The 13158-nt window shown below is 61.0% G+C and carries 12 protein-coding genes; 3 read left to right on the forward strand and 9 right to left on the reverse strand.

Annotation, left to right across the window (positions count from 1 at the left end; all coding sequences use genetic code 11):
* Positions 1-170: 170 nt before the first annotated feature.
* The 7 genes from ACSSNI_RS18745 to puuE all read right to left on the reverse strand — a co-directional run bounded on the left by ACSSNI_RS18745 (position 171) and on the right by puuE (position 7903).
* Positions 171-1721, reverse strand: coding sequence for a cation:proton antiporter family protein (locus ACSSNI_RS18745; protein ID WP_148924516.1), 1551 nt, complete (start codon positions 1719-1721; stop codon positions 171-173).
* 159 nt (positions 1722-1880) lie between these two features.
* The gene (locus tag ACSSNI_RS18750; RefSeq protein ID WP_200637418.1) at positions 1881-3230 is read right to left on the reverse strand and encodes a nucleobase:cation symporter-2 family protein; all 1350 of its coding nucleotides are present in this window, start codon (positions 3228-3230) and stop codon (positions 1881-1883) included.
* 211 nt (positions 3231-3441) lie between these two features.
* Positions 3442-4695 carry a urate hydroxylase PuuD gene (locus ACSSNI_RS18755; RefSeq protein WP_200637420.1) on the reverse strand — a complete coding sequence of 418 codons (1254 nt, stop codon included), beginning with the start codon at positions 4693-4695 and terminating at the stop codon, positions 3442-3444.
* A gap of 137 nt (positions 4696-4832) precedes the next feature.
* Positions 4833-5357 carry an ureidoglycolate lyase gene (locus ACSSNI_RS18760; protein WP_200637422.1) on the reverse strand — a complete coding sequence of 175 codons (525 nt, stop codon included), beginning with the start codon at positions 5355-5357 and terminating at the stop codon, positions 4833-4835.
* A 67-nt stretch (positions 5358-5424) separates the two neighbouring features.
* Positions 5425-6420, reverse strand: a complete 996-nt coding sequence (alc, locus tag ACSSNI_RS18765; RefSeq protein ID WP_159967384.1) for an allantoicase — start codon at positions 6418-6420, stop codon at positions 5425-5427.
* Positions 6421-6458: 38 nt separating this feature from the next.
* A complete protein-coding gene (uraD, locus tag ACSSNI_RS18770; protein ID WP_200637424.1) occupies positions 6459-6974 on the reverse strand; it encodes a 2-oxo-4-hydroxy-4-carboxy-5-ureidoimidazoline decarboxylase in 516 nt (171 codons plus the stop codon).
* Positions 6971-7903: an allantoinase PuuE gene (puuE, locus tag ACSSNI_RS18775; protein ID WP_102837958.1), complete on the reverse strand. Its 933-nt coding sequence runs from the start codon at positions 7901-7903 to the stop codon at positions 6971-6973. The genes uraD and puuE overlap by 4 nt, the downstream gene beginning before the upstream one ends.
* 358 nt (positions 7904-8261) lie before the next feature.
* On the opposite strand from puuE, the gene uraH reads away from it, so the two are divergent.
* On the forward strand, positions 8262-8615 hold the full coding sequence (uraH, locus tag ACSSNI_RS18780) for a hydroxyisourate hydrolase (RefSeq protein ID WP_102838056.1): 354 nt from the start codon (positions 8262-8264) through the stop codon (positions 8613-8615).
* A gap of 189 nt (positions 8616-8804) precedes the next feature.
* Here uraH and ACSSNI_RS18785 read toward each other — a convergent pair whose 3' ends face one another.
* Together ACSSNI_RS18785 and ACSSNI_RS18790 are read right to left on the reverse strand one after the other, a co-directional pair.
* Positions 8805-9431 (reverse strand): LysE family translocator, encoded by a 627-nt coding sequence (locus ACSSNI_RS18785; RefSeq protein WP_200637425.1) that lies wholly within the window; start codon positions 9429-9431, stop codon positions 8805-8807.
* A 171-nt stretch (positions 9432-9602) separates the two neighbouring features.
* Complete coding sequence (locus ACSSNI_RS18790; protein ID WP_448259948.1) at positions 9603-10949, reverse strand: NCS2 family permease; 1347 nt, start codon at positions 10947-10949, stop codon at positions 9603-9605.
* A 367-nt stretch (positions 10950-11316) separates the two neighbouring features.
* Between ACSSNI_RS18790 and ACSSNI_RS18795 the strand changes: the two genes are divergently transcribed.
* On the forward strand, positions 11317-12072 hold the full coding sequence (locus ACSSNI_RS18795) for a GntR family transcriptional regulator (protein ID WP_200637427.1): 756 nt from the start codon (positions 11317-11319) through the stop codon (positions 12070-12072).
* A gap of 408 nt (positions 12073-12480) precedes the next feature.
* Positions 12481-13152 (forward strand): metal ABC transporter ATP-binding protein, encoded by a 672-nt coding sequence (locus ACSSNI_RS18800; RefSeq protein WP_200638151.1) that lies wholly within the window; start codon positions 12481-12483, stop codon positions 13150-13152.
* Positions 13153-13158 lie beyond the last annotated feature (6 nt).

The raw sequence follows: 13158 nt of genomic DNA on the forward strand, positions 1-13158 counted from the left end.
GAGGCTGCACGGACCTCGTAGCCTGACCGTCGAAAAGCTGTTCGTTCGGTCAGGTTGGGCTCGACTATAACAACCTGTGAACAGCTGTTGAAACAATTAATTTAACGATTGTGCACAATTGTGCTGGCGGAGCAGTGATTGTCCGCTGGGTGGGCTTGGTTCAACGTCAGTCAGCGGTTTGGCTGCAGCTCCCGCGCGACGTTCTCTGCCAGGCCGGCACCGGCTTCGCTCATGGTCAGGTAAGTGCGATCCGCGCCGGCCTCCTCGATCTGCTGGGCGATGTCTTCGTACATCGCGTGGGAGACGATCAGCCCATCGAAACCTTTGCCACGCAGCTTGCGCGTGGAGATGATTTTGGCTTCGGCATCGTTCATCGCCAGGATCACCGCCTCGACCTTGTTCATCTCCAGGCTCTCCCAGAACATCTGGTCTTCGGCGTCAGCGAACAGTACGTGGCGGCCTTTCTCGCTGCTCTTTTCTACGGTTACCGGGTCGGAATCGAGACTGATCAATCGCCAGCCCTGATTCTGCAAATGGTCGTAGGCGGCGCGGCCGGTGCGGCCCATACCCATGATCAGGATCTGCGCGTCACCCAGCGACACCGGCTGTTCGTCTGGGTGGCGTGTGTTGCGCTCCAGAGGGATCAGGCGTCTGGCAAAGCGGTCGTAGAGTGGGTGTGAAATCCGGTTGAGCTGGGCAGAGACAACAAACGACAGGGCCACGGTGATGGCCAGTGGGGTAAGCCATTGCGGCAGCACCACGCTGGCGACAATCAGGCCGAACTCACTGTAGTTGGTCAGGCTTGCAGCGCTGAGAAAGGCACTGCGCGCGCGCAGGCGGAACAGCAGGAACAGGAAAAAGAACAGCGCACCCTTGAGCGGCAACAGCAGTGCTACTGCGCCGGCAAAGAGCATGGCGTTCATGTCCGGCAGGCCACCGATGCCGATCTGCAGAAAGAACCCGACCAGGAAGACTTCCTTGATTGCCCAGAGTGAATTGGACAGCTCGGTGGCGCGCTTGTGTTTGGCCAGCATCGCACCGAAGGCCAGCGCGCCCAGCTCGGAGCTCAGGCCCACATATTCAAAGCCGAGACCGCCGGCCACCAGCGCCAGCATCAGCCCCAGCAACACCATCAGTTCCTCGTGGCCGCTGTGATCGAGCAGGCGGAACAGCAGCGGGCGAAGTAATGGTAAGCCGAACACCAGCAGCGCCCAGGCTGACGGCACCTTTCCGCTGGCGATGCTCATCACCACCAGGGCGATCAGGTCCTGAATGATCAGGACGCCAATGGCGACACGGCCATGAAAGGCGCGCAGCTCGCGTTTGCCTTCCAGCACTTTCGCGGCCAGTACGGTACTGGAGAACGACAGGGCGATCGCCAGCAACAGACTGTCGCGCCAGCTGGTGTCGAGAAACAGCAGAATCGCCGGCAGTACCACCAGGCTGGATATGCCGAAGTGGAGCAGGCTGCCGCCGATGACTTCGCGGCGCACCAGGTTGCTCAGCTTGAGCTTGAGACCGACCGTGAACAGCAGCAGCAGCACGCCCAGGTGCGCGAGGTGCTCGAGAATCACACTGTCGGTCGGGCCAACCCCGAAATGTTCGCCAAAGGCGGCGAGGGCAAAGCCAGCGGCCAGATAACCAATCAGGGGTGGCAGCCCGATCGAGCGTGTCGCAAGGCCGAGGATGAATGCGAAGGCGATCCAGGTTGCTTCGATCATGGGTCAGACCTTCTCGTTCGGGCGGGCGGGGATAGGACGGCCGGGCATTTTAACGGTGGTGCGGTGCTTGTCGAGTGTCGGGCGGATGGAGAATAAAGCAAGGCAGAAAAAATAAGGCCCGCACATGGCGGGCCTGGGGGCTTATTTGGGACGGTATCGTCAGTGATGCGCAGCGCCTGTGAGCGCCTGGCGTTCGGCGCCACCAAGCACGTTGAACAGCAGGTTGAGGGTCACCGCGCTGAGCGTCGCCACCGCGATACCGCTGTGGGTGATCGGCTCCATCCAATGCGGCAGATGCGCAAAGAACTCAGGGCGGACTACCGGCACCATCCCGAGGCCGATGCTCACCGCCACCAGCAGCTGGTTGCGACGGTCACCGATGTCAGCTTCCTGAAGAATTTTGATACCAGTGGCCGCGACCATGCCGAACATGGCGATTCCGGCGCCGCCCAGCACCGCCGCCGGAATCGAAGCCACCATGAATGCGGCCTTGGGCAGCAGGCTCAGGCTGATCAGGAACAGCCCGGCAATCGCCGTGACGTAGCGGCTGCGTACGCCGGTCATCTGCACCAGGCCGATGTTCTGGGCAAAGGAGGAGTGGGTGAAGGTGTTCATGAAACCGGCGAGAAAGGTCGCCCCGGCATCGCAGAGCAGACCGCGGCGCAGTTGCTTGGGGTCCACTTCCTGACCGGTGATCTTGCCCAGTGCGAGAAACATGCCGGCGGACTCGACAAAGATGATCACCACCACCAGGCACATCGACAGGATCGGTGCGAGTAGGAACTGCGGCGCACCGAAGTGATTCGGCGTAACCACCTGAAATGCTGGTGCAGCGCTGATGCCGGACAGGTCGACCATGCCCAGACTGCCGGCCAGCACATAGCCCAAGGCCATGCCCACCAGGACTGAAACGTTGACCCAGAAACCGCGCATGAACTGATTGATCAGCAGAATCACCGCCAGCACAGCTGCCGCCACGCCGAGGTAGGGCAGGGCGCCGAACTGACCGGTGCCGCTGCCACCACCCGCCCAGTTCACCGCCACCGGGAACAGCGAGAGGCCGATGGCGGTAATCACCGTGCCCGTCACCAGCGGCGGAAACAGCCGTACGATCTTGCACACGAACGGCGCAATCAATAGGCCGAAGAAGCCGGCTGCGATGGTTGCGCCAAAAATCCCGGTCATGCCCACGCCGGGCATGCCGGCCATCACTACCATGCTGCTGACCGCCGCGAAGCTGGCGCCCATCATCACCGGCATGCGGATGCCCACCGGCCCGATGCCCATCGATTGCACGACCGTGGCGATGCCCGCTACCAGCAGGTCGGCGTTGATCAGGAAGGCGATCTCCTCACGAGACAGCCCTGCTGCCTGGCCCACGATCAACGGGACGGCAACCGCGCCGCCATACATCAGCAGCACGTGCTGGAAACTCACCAGCAGCATCTGCAGCAAGGGCAGCCGCTTCTCTGTGGCGGGTGCGGTCTCCCGCTCGGTCACATCGTTCATGCAAAAACACCTCGGACGCTTTTGTTATTGGATGGTCGCGGTGGCCCCGCCGAACGAGCGGGGCCGGGTATAGGGTGCTCGGGGTTTCGGCTGTCGCCGTCCGCTGGGCTTGATTTCGGGTTGAGCTGAGGCCTCGCCTGGTGCAGCGTGGCTTTGAGCGTTGAAGAGGTGAAAAAAAGCCGCGCTCGAAAGCGCGGCTGGTGAGCGCCGATCAGTCGATCGGCGCGCCCTTGTCGATCCAGGCTCCGAGCAGGTCGCGCTCTTCCTGAGTCATGTTGGTCATGTTGCCCAGCGGCATGATCTGGCTGGCCACGGCTTGCGCATGAATCTTCGCAGCCTGCAGGCGGATCTGCTCAGGCGTATCGAACATCACGCCCGCGGGTGCTGCACTGAACAGCGGGCTGCTCGGCGCTGCGGCGTGGCAAACGGTGCAGCGCTCGTTGATCACCCGATGAACCGCGGCGAACTCGCTGTTTCCAGCCTGCTCTGCCGGCGCTACCGCAGCGGCCTGCTGGGCTTCGAGGCTTTGCTCGCGCGGGCTGGTTGGCACCGCATTGGGCACGCCACCCTGGCGGTTCGGCGCGGTGACGAACGCCAGACAGATCATGCCAACCGCAGCAGCAGGCAGTGTCCAGGCGAAGCGATTGCTGTCATGACGGGTGTTGAAGTAATGACGCACCAGCACAGCCAATACCGAGATACCGGCAAGGATCAGCCAGTTGTACTGGCTGCCGTAGGTGCTCGGGAAGTGGTTGCTGATCATGATGAACAGCACCGGCAAGGTGAAGTAGTTGTTGTGGCGCGAGCGCAGCAGGCCCTTGGCGGGCAGCAATGGGTCCGGCGTACGGTTCTGCTCGATGGCAGCGACCAGCGCACGTTGTGCCGGCATGATGATGCGGAACACGTTGCCGACCATGATGGTGCCGATCAGCGCGCCGGTGTGGATGTAGGCCGCACGTCCGCTGAAGACCTGCGAATAGGCCCACGCAGCGAAGATCACCAGGACGAACAGGATCAGACCGAGCAGTGCGGGCTTTTTGCCAAGCGGCGAGTCGCAGAGCAGGTCATAGACGAACCAGCCGACGATCAGCGAGCCGAAACCGATGGCAATAGCCATGGCCGGCGCCAGATCACTGCCAGGCGCGATCAGGTAGAGCGAAGGGTTGAGGTAGTAGACCACCATCAGCAGGGTCACGCCCGACAGCCAGGTGGTGTAGGCCTCCCACTTGAACCAGTGCAGGTTGTCCGGCATTTGAGGCGGTGCCAACTTGTACTTTTCCAGGTGGTAGATGCCGCCGCCGTGAATCGCCCAGAGATCGCCCGACAGGCCGTCGCGGGGGTTGGCGCGGTTAAGGTTGTTTTCCAGCCAGACGAAATAGAACGACGCACCGATCCAGGCGATGCCGACGATCATGTGAATCCAGCGAACAGTAAGGTTCAGCCATTCGGTCAGATGTGCTTCCACGATAATTACCTCTTGCACGGCTGGCACGCCAACCGTTGTTTCTTCTTATTCGACTCGTCGCAAGTGTTCCGCTTGTTCTGAAGCACGCATGTCTGGTGTCGGCTAGTCCACAGCCGCGCCGGTCATGCCCGCGCTGATCAATCGGTTGCCTGGCCGGAGTCCCGGTGGGGGTCGAGGAGAAGCTGCTCGTCCTCGGTGAAAAAATGCTCGTCGCAGTTGTTGCCAGAACCGCTGCGATCGACCACCAGGAATTCATCCCGCTTTTCGATCGTCAGCACCGGGTGGTGCCAGACGCCGCGGTGGTAATTGACGCCCTGCCTGCCGTTGCTGCGGAAGGCGCGGACGTTACCCGGTACAGGTGCATCGCCAGGTGGCGCGACCACGACCAGAAAGGGGTTGCCGAGCAGCGGAATGAAAGCCTGGCTGCCCTGCGGGTGTCTTTCGAGCATGCGAATGACCAGCGGCATTTCCAGCGCGTCGGCGGCGAAAATGCTGATGATGGCCTGGTCGTCCGGCTGCGCGGTCTCGACCGACGCCAGCTTGTGATAGCGGCGGGTGGAACCGTTATTGATCATGAAGTAGTCGCTGCCTTCGGTTTCGATGACATCACCGAAGGGGGCAAAGGCTTCCTTGGTCAGCGGTTCGATCTTGAGTGTGCGCATAGGGACTGCTCTGTTTGGTGTTTATGTAGGAGCGAGCTTGCGAGCAAGCTCGCTCCTACAGGAGTTTTTACTTCACTGCCTTGCCGAACAACCGCAGACGGCTGACGCCACCGTCGGGGAAGATGTTCAGGCGCACGTGGGTGATCGGACCGAGCTTGGCGATCTGCTCGCTGAACTCGTGTTCGGCGTGCATTTCCAGCTTCTGGCTCGGCAGCAGTTCACGCCAGAACAGGCTCTGGGTCTCGATCTGGCTGTCGGTGCCGCCTTTAACAAAGGCCGCCTGGATGTTGCAGCTGTCTGGGTAGTTGCCTTTGAAGTGCAGGGTGTCGACGACGATGCGCTCGATTTCGCCAGGGGTGCCCAGCGCGACGATGACCCAGTCGTTGCCCGGCGTGCGGCGGCGGGCGGTTTCCCAGCCGTCGCCCATGTTGATGCCGCGACCCGGGTTGAGGATGTTGCTCATGCGACCGAAATGCTCATCGGAGCAGGCCAGTGCGCGGCCGCCATTGAGTGCCGAGGCCAGGTCGAGCTGCTCGTTGTCGCCAACCGTGCTCCAGTCGCGGTACGGAATGCCGTGCACGCGCAGACGGGCGACGCCGCCGTCCGGGTAGATATTGAAGCGCAGGTGGCTGACCGGCTTGTCGAACGCGATCTCGTGGTAGTGATGGCTGTTGCCTTGCAGCTCTACCGCGGGAAGGATTTCAGTCCACTGGGTGGTGTCGTCCGGGTCGCCTTCGGCGAGGAAGCAGGCTTCCAGTGAGGCGGACGGCGGGAAGTTACCGGTGAAGAAGCTGGTGTCGATGTCGACGCCCTTGATCGAGCCGGGCACGCCGAGGCGAATGACCGCGTGGTCGTAGCCTTCGAAGCGCTTGCGGCGCGACTCCCAGCCGTCCATCCACTTGCCGTTGTCATCGAAAACGCCCTCCTTCCATACGGCCGGCGTCGGCTGGAACAGCCGGTTGACGTCGGCGAACCAGTCGTCGGTGACGGAGATGGCCTTGGTGCCCAGGCGGGCGTCGGCCAGGTTGACGTATTTTTCGAAAGGTACGGCGTAGCTTTTCATACGTTGTTCTTCTCTTCGTGTCGTCTGATGGTGCTTGCTTACATCGCCTGCAGACGGAACAGGGCGATCTTGTTGATTTCGGCCAGGGCGCGGGCGAATTCCTGTTCCGGGGAGTTATTCATGCGCTCCTCGAAGGCTGCCAGGATCTGGTGCCGGTTACTGCCCTTGACGGCCATGATGAAGATGAAGCCGAACTTGGCCTTGTAGGCATCGTTCAGTTCGGTAAAGCGGGCGAACTCTTCAGCCGTGCATTCATGAATCCCGGCACCGGCCTGTTCGGCGGTGCTCGATGCGGTCAGTTCGCCGCGTACGGCTGCCTTGCCGGCGAGGTCCGGGTGAGCGTTGATCAGTGCCAGCTGGGTGTCGTGGTGAGCCGACAACATGGCCTGCGACATGCGGGTGTGCATCACCTCGACGTAGTCCAGCGTCTCGTCCACACCGGCCTGATAAACAGTGTCGGCGACCCACGGCGAGTGCTCGTAGACATCAGCGAAGGTCGAGATAAAGGCGTCACGGTCCAGGGTGGACGGCTTGATGGTCTTGAACGGGGTCATAGGCTGCGTTCCTGAGTAAGCGGGTGAGTCGAGTGCCAGTGGCGGGCTATGTCGACACGGCGGGCGAACCACACCTGCTCGTGACCCTTGGCGTACTCGATGAAGCGCTGCAGCGCGGCAAGACGTGCGGGACGGCCCAGCAAGCGGCAGTGCATGCCAATGGACAGCATCTTCGGCGCGCCTTCACAGCCTTCGGCATAGAGCACGTCGAACGCATCCTTCAGGTAATTGAAGAAGTCGTCACCGGTATTGAAGCCCTGCACTTGGGTGAAACGCATGTCGTTGGTGTCCAGCGTGTAGGGGATCACCAGGTGTGGCTTGTCGGGCGTCGATTCCGGGTCCCAGTAGGGCAGGTCGTCGTCATAAGTATCGGAGTCATAGAGGAAGCCGCCTTCCTCGCGCACCAGCCGGCGAGTATTCGGCCCGGTGCGGCCGGTGTACCAGCCCAGCGGACGCTCGCCAGTGATGTCGGTAAGGATGCGGATGGCTTCCTGCATGTGCTCGCGCTCTTGCGCTTCATCCATGTACTGGTAGTCGATCCAGCGATAGCCATGACTGCAGATCTCGTGCCCGTCGGCGGCCATGGCCTTGATTACGTCCGGGTGACGCTGCGCGGCCATCGCTACGGCGAAGATCGTGAGCGGAATGTCGTTCTTGCGGAACAGCTTGAGCAGGCGCCACACCCCGGCACGGCTTCCGTATTCGTAGAGCGACTCCATGCTCATGTTGCGCACGCCCTGCAGGGGCTGGGCTGAAACCATCTCGGACAGGAAGGCTTCGGATTCCTTGTCGCCATGCAGCACGCAACGCTCGCCGCCTTCTTCGTAGTTGAGCACGAACGACAGGGCGATACGGGCATTGCCCGGCCATTGCGGATGGGGTGGATTCTCGGCATAGCCGATGAGGTCGCGAGGGTAGTCTGCGCTCACTGTTGTTATTCCTTGTTTGATCCGCGGGTTGCCGCTGTAAAGTGCAGGCAACCGTCATGGCTCAATTGTATACAAAACGTTTTGCAGTTTGTAAATCAAAAATCTCGACAAGCCGACCGTCTGAACCTGGGGTCTTGGCATTCACCTCATAGCGTTCATTGCATATTCTGCCGGCCAGAGCCTTGCCATCCGATGCTGACCAGCAGGAACTGAGCCAAGGTGAGGATTTATAAATTGTGTACAATTTTTGCAGAAACTGTCTTTGTTTTTTCTTGCGGGATGCTATGCTCGACTCACTCCACCACTCACACACCAAGAGGAGGCGGGCATTGGCGGCCAATCGCTGATGCTGGAATCTATGGGACGTTTGACTACTCATGTACTGGATGCCGCTCACGGCTGCCCAGGCAGCAATATCCGCATTGAACTCTATCGCGTTGAAGGCGAACGCCTGGAGCTGGTGACCACGCGCCAGACCAACAGCGATGGCCGCTGCGACTCACCTCTGCTGGACGGTGACGACTATCGTTCCGGCGTCTATCAGCTGCAGTTCTCGGCGGGCGACTATTACCGCGGACGCGGCGTAACGCTGCCCGAGCCGGCTTTTCTCGATGTGGTGGTACTGCGCTTCGGCATCAGCGCCGAGCAGGATCATTACCACGTGCCGCTACTGATTTCGCCGTACAGCTACTCGACCTATCGAGGCAGCTGATGGCACCTGCCGTGCTGTTATCGGTACGGCGGTTACCTCTCCCATGCGTGAAACCTTGACTCCCCTGAGTCCCCGACCCGCCTCTATGGCGGGTTTTTTTTGAGGTGGGCGTTCGGTGGTGTCTGACCGCTGTTGGGTCAAGCCGGCAGGGTGGGTAACGCGAAGCTTACCCACCGCTTCATGGAACCCTCATCGACTCATCAAGGAAGCCGCGCCCGCGCCTCCAAACAGCGCAGCGCTGGTTCGGTTGAACCAAACCTGCCCCTTCCCGGTGCGCAGGTAGCGCGCCGCGCCATGCGCCCCCAGCCCGTACGCCAGCTTGCAGCAGAGGTCCAGCACCGCCCAGGTCAGGATCATCACCAGTAGCTGCGGCATGAAGGGACGATCCGCACTGAGGAATTGCGGCAGGAAGGCCGCAAAGAACAGGATGTCCTTCGGGTTGCTGGCGCCCAGGCCAAACGCGCGCCAGAACAGCTGGCGAAAGCGCGGGCTGACCTCAGCGGTCGCCACACTGGGCGCGTTGGCGGGGCGGCGCGATTCCTGCCAGCTCTGCCAGGCCAGATAGAACAAGTAGAAGGCGCCGATGATTTTCAGAACGCTGAATACCTGCTCCGACGCCAGCAGCAGCGCCCCGAGCCCCAACGCCGAGGCGCAGAGCAGGCAGATCGAGGCGCTGACCCCGCCGACGAAGGCCGGCCAGGAACGGCGGAGTCCGTAGTTGAGACTGTTGCTGATCATCAGCAGCGACAGCGGGCCGGGGATCAGGATGACCACCAGCGCCGCGCTCGCAAACAACAACCAGGTTTCCAGGCTCATTTCGGCACTCCTCGGTAGCAATTAGAAAATATAGGTAGCGTGGATTGGGCTACCACGCGGCTGCGGGGGTGGATCAGGTTGCATCATTACAGTTCTTCCAACCGCAATCCGCGGGCTTCAAAACGTCAAAAAGCCCCACCGCCGGAACGGTGGGGCCACTGGTTCGCCTGATTAAAGAAAGGCGAACTTGGCGATGAAGATCACACACAACACGTACAGGCTGATCGAAACCTTGTCGCGCTGTCCGGTCAGCAGCTTGAGCGTCGCATAGGTCAGGAACCCCAGCGCGATGCCATTAGCGATGGAGCAGGTCAGCGGCATCATCACCACGGTGACGATAGCCGGAATGGTGTCGGTGTGATCCTTCCAGTCGATATTGGCCAGACCGCTCATCATCAGCATCGCGACGTAAATCAACGCCCCCGCAGTGGCATAGGCAGGGATCATGCCGGCCAGCGGCGCGAAGAACATCGCGATAAGGAACAGCGCGCCGACGGTCACCGCAGTCAAACCGGTGCGTCCGCCCGCGGCAACGCCTGAAGCGCTTTCCACATAGCTGGTCACCGGCGGACAGCCGACGAAGGCACCCACGACGCTGGACGTGCTGTCGGCTTTCAGCGCGCGGGAGAGGTTCTGGATCTTGCCGTCCTCATCCACCAGGTGCGCACGGTGCGCGACGCCCATCAGGGTGCCGGCCGTGTCGAACATGTTCACGAAGAGGAACGCGAGAATCACGCTGACCATCGCGACATTCAGCGCGCCGGCGATATCCATCGCCAGCCAGGTCGGCGCCAGGCTGGGCGGCATCGACACCACGCCGTTGTACTCGACCAGACCCATTGCCCAGCCGATGCCGGTCACCACCAGCATGCTCAGCAGGATGGCACCGAAGACGTTGCGGTGGCTGAGCACTGCGATCATCAGGAAGCACACCGCCGCGAGCAGGGCAGTGGGCTCGCCGAACGAACCCATGGTCAGCAGGGTGGCCGGGCTGTCGACAACGATGCCTGCGGTCTTGAGGCCAATCAGCCCGAGAAACAACCCGACCCCGGCGCCCATGGCGAAGCGCAGGCTCATTGGAATGCTGTTGAGCAACCATTCGCGCAGGCGGGAGAGGCTCATGATCATGAACAGGATGCCGGAGATGAACACCGCGCCAAGCGCGATCTCCCAGCTGTAGCCCATCTCACCGACCACGGTATAGGTGAAGAACGCGTTGAGGCCCATGCCCGGTGCCAGGCCCACCGGCCAGTTGGCGTACAGGCCCATCAGGAGGCAACCGAGGGCCGCCCCGATGCAGGTGGCGACGAATGCGGCGCCGTGGTCGATACCCGCATCGGCCATGATGTTCGGGTTGACAAAGATGATGTAAGCCATGGTGACGAAGGTCGTCAGGCCGGCTAGCAACTCTGTCTTGATAGTGGTTCGGTGAGCACTGAGTTTGAAGAATCGGTCGAGCAAGCCGGGGTTTTTCGGCTGCAGGCCGAGGGCCGGCTGTTCCTGCTTGGTGGTTTCCACAAGGTGTTCCTCATCGTTCTTGTTGTCTATCACCTAGAGCAGTGCTCTCGAGGGCAGGTGATGGTGGGGCGCTTTCATTCGGTTTGTTGACCGAAAGGTCAGAAAGGCTTGGCGCGATTATGCTTTTGTATACAAGAAATGCAACAGGCATTTCGGTGACACTGGCGTATCTGCTGTTCACGGCAGGCAATGTTCAGGTTAAAAAGCACGCAGTAGGGCGTCTGATGGAAATTCTTGAATATTTTCGGCTTAACTGATTGTGCACAATAAAATGCGCTTTATTTCCTTGTTTCGCTGTTGGCGACTCCCAGCTGCGTAACGAAAGGCAGTAAAGTTCGATCTGCCGACAATTCCGACGCGAGTCACCATGAACGAACAGTTGCAGCCTCTGAAAAAGCCGACACGAAGCGGCAAGGCCCGTACCGGGACCCAGGACGACATCGTTTACGCCCATATCTTTGATGCAATCCTTGAGCAGCGCCTGGCGCCGGGCACCAAGCTCAGCGAAGAGGCGTTGGGCGAGATTTTCGGCGTGAGTCGCACCATCATTCGTCGCGCCTTGTCACGGCTGGCCCATGAAGGCGTGGTGCTGCTGCGGCCCAATCGCGGCGCGGTAGTTGCCAGCCCGAGCGTCGATGAAGCGCGGCAGATCTTCTTTGCCCGGCGCATGGTGGAACGCGCGATTACCGAGCTGGCCGTGCAACATGCCAGCGCTGAGCAGCTGAGCGAGCTACGGCAAATGGTGACCGACGAGCAGGACTGTTTCGCCCGCGGCGATCGCGGCGCTGGAATCCGTCTTTCCGGGGAGTTTCATCTGAAGCTGGCCGAAGCGGCGAAGAACGCGCCGCTGGTGAGCTTCCAACGCAGCCTGGTGTCGCAGACCTCGCTGATCATCGCGCAGTACGAAAGCGGCAACCGCTCGCATTGCTCGTTTGATGAGCACAACGAGTTGATCGATGCCATCGCCGCCCGGGACAGCGAAAAGGCGGTGCGCCTGATGATGCATCACATGGATCACATCGACAGCAAGCTCAACCTCGATGAAGACAGCGCGTCGGATGATCTCCATGCGGTGTTTTCGCACCTGGCCCTGGCCAAGAAAAAGCTGCGTACCGTCCGCTAGGTTCCGTCCAGCTTCAAGTGGAATTGGCTCGGTGCGTCTCTGGCGGCCGAGCCGCTGATGACGCCGCTCTCGCGTCCGCGCTCACCTTTCTATCAGCTCTGCACTGAGCTCCATCTCCTTCGGACAGCGCTTCGCTAACCGTCCCGCCATCCAGCGTTAAGTCAAAAGCCCATCAAGTTCTGCCTCGATTGTTTGAGGCTGCGCAGGCTGCTGGTCGGCCCGCTATCCGTTTACCAGTTTTAAGTGCTGCCGGGCTCGCCAAGCTGCGCCTCAATCTCTAGCGGTGCATATCGCCGTTGTGCGGGACGATCTCGATGCGCATAATGTTATGTTATAACTAGTACATTAAGCGCTTCCGCTTGTACGGTCGAACGGTGTGTTGCGGGTGCCGGAATATCCGAGGTGATGATGATTCAATTCCATGGTTTGCAATGGGGCGCGGGTGGGCGAGCGCTGACGCCGCCGCTGGATCTGGTGCTGAAGGCTGGAAGCCTGACGGCTGTGATCGGTAGCAATGGTTCCGGTAAGAGCAGTCTGCTCAAGGTGATCGCCGGCCTTGATCGACCGGTTGCGGGGCGGGTCGATATCGGCGTGCCACTTCTGGGTGGAGTGTCTTATCTGCCTCAACAGCAGCATGTCGACCGGCAATTTCCGATTCGCCTGGCCGAACTGGTCAGCGGCGGTTTCTGGCGTAGCCGTCTCGGTCGTGCCGAACGCCAGACACGCTTAAAACAAGCGTTGACGGATTGGGGCCTGCTGGATTTGCAAACCCAGGGCCTGCACGCTTTGTCCGGCGGGGAATTGCAGCGGGCGCTGTTGGCGCGTCTGAGTCTGACTGACGCCCAGGTGCTGTTGCTGGATGAGCCAGAAGCGGCGCTAGATGACGTGGGGCTGCGGTTGCTCTGGCAGCATATTGAGCGCTGGCGGCTTCAGGGCCGGACGCAGATCTTGGTTAGCCATAACCTGACAAGTCTCAGCGAAAAGCGCTGCGAGGGCTTGCTGATCGCTCGCAATGAGTGCATCGCCGCGCCCATCCAGCAGTTCATGGCCGACCGCCAACGGCTCGGGCAGGTCGCGTGACGCTCG

It is taken from the genome of Stutzerimonas tianxiuensis (assembly GCF_053470365.1).

Coding starts and splice junctions, on each gene's coding strand:
- ACSSNI_RS18745 (WP_148924516.1), bottom strand. CDS start 1,721: ATGATCGAAGCAACCTGGATCGCCTTCGCATTCATCCTCGGCCTTGCG.
- ACSSNI_RS18750 (WP_200637418.1), bottom strand. CDS start 3,230: ATGAACGATGTGACCGAGCGGGAGACCGCACCCGCCACAGAGAAGCGG.
- ACSSNI_RS18760 (WP_200637422.1), bottom strand. CDS start 5,357: ATGCGCACACTCAAGATCGAACCGCTGACCAAGGAAGCCTTTGCCCCC.
- alc (WP_159967384.1), bottom strand. CDS start 6,420: ATGAAAAGCTACGCCGTACCTTTCGAAAAATACGTCAACCTGGCCGAC.
- uraD (WP_200637424.1), bottom strand. CDS start 6,974: ATGACCCCGTTCAAGACCATCAAGCCGTCCACCCTGGACCGTGACGCC.
- uraH (WP_102838056.1), top strand. CDS start 8,262: ATGGGACGTTTGACTACTCATGTACTGGATGCCGCTCACGGCTGCCCA.
- ACSSNI_RS18785 (WP_200637425.1), bottom strand. CDS start 9,431: ATGAGCCTGGAAACCTGGTTGTTGTTTGCGAGCGCGGCGCTGGTGGTC.
- ACSSNI_RS18795 (WP_200637427.1), top strand. CDS start 11,317: ATGAACGAACAGTTGCAGCCTCTGAAAAAGCCGACACGAAGCGGCAAG.
- ACSSNI_RS18800 (WP_200638151.1), top strand. CDS start 12,481: ATGATTCAATTCCATGGTTTGCAATGGGGCGCGGGTGGGCGAGCGCTG.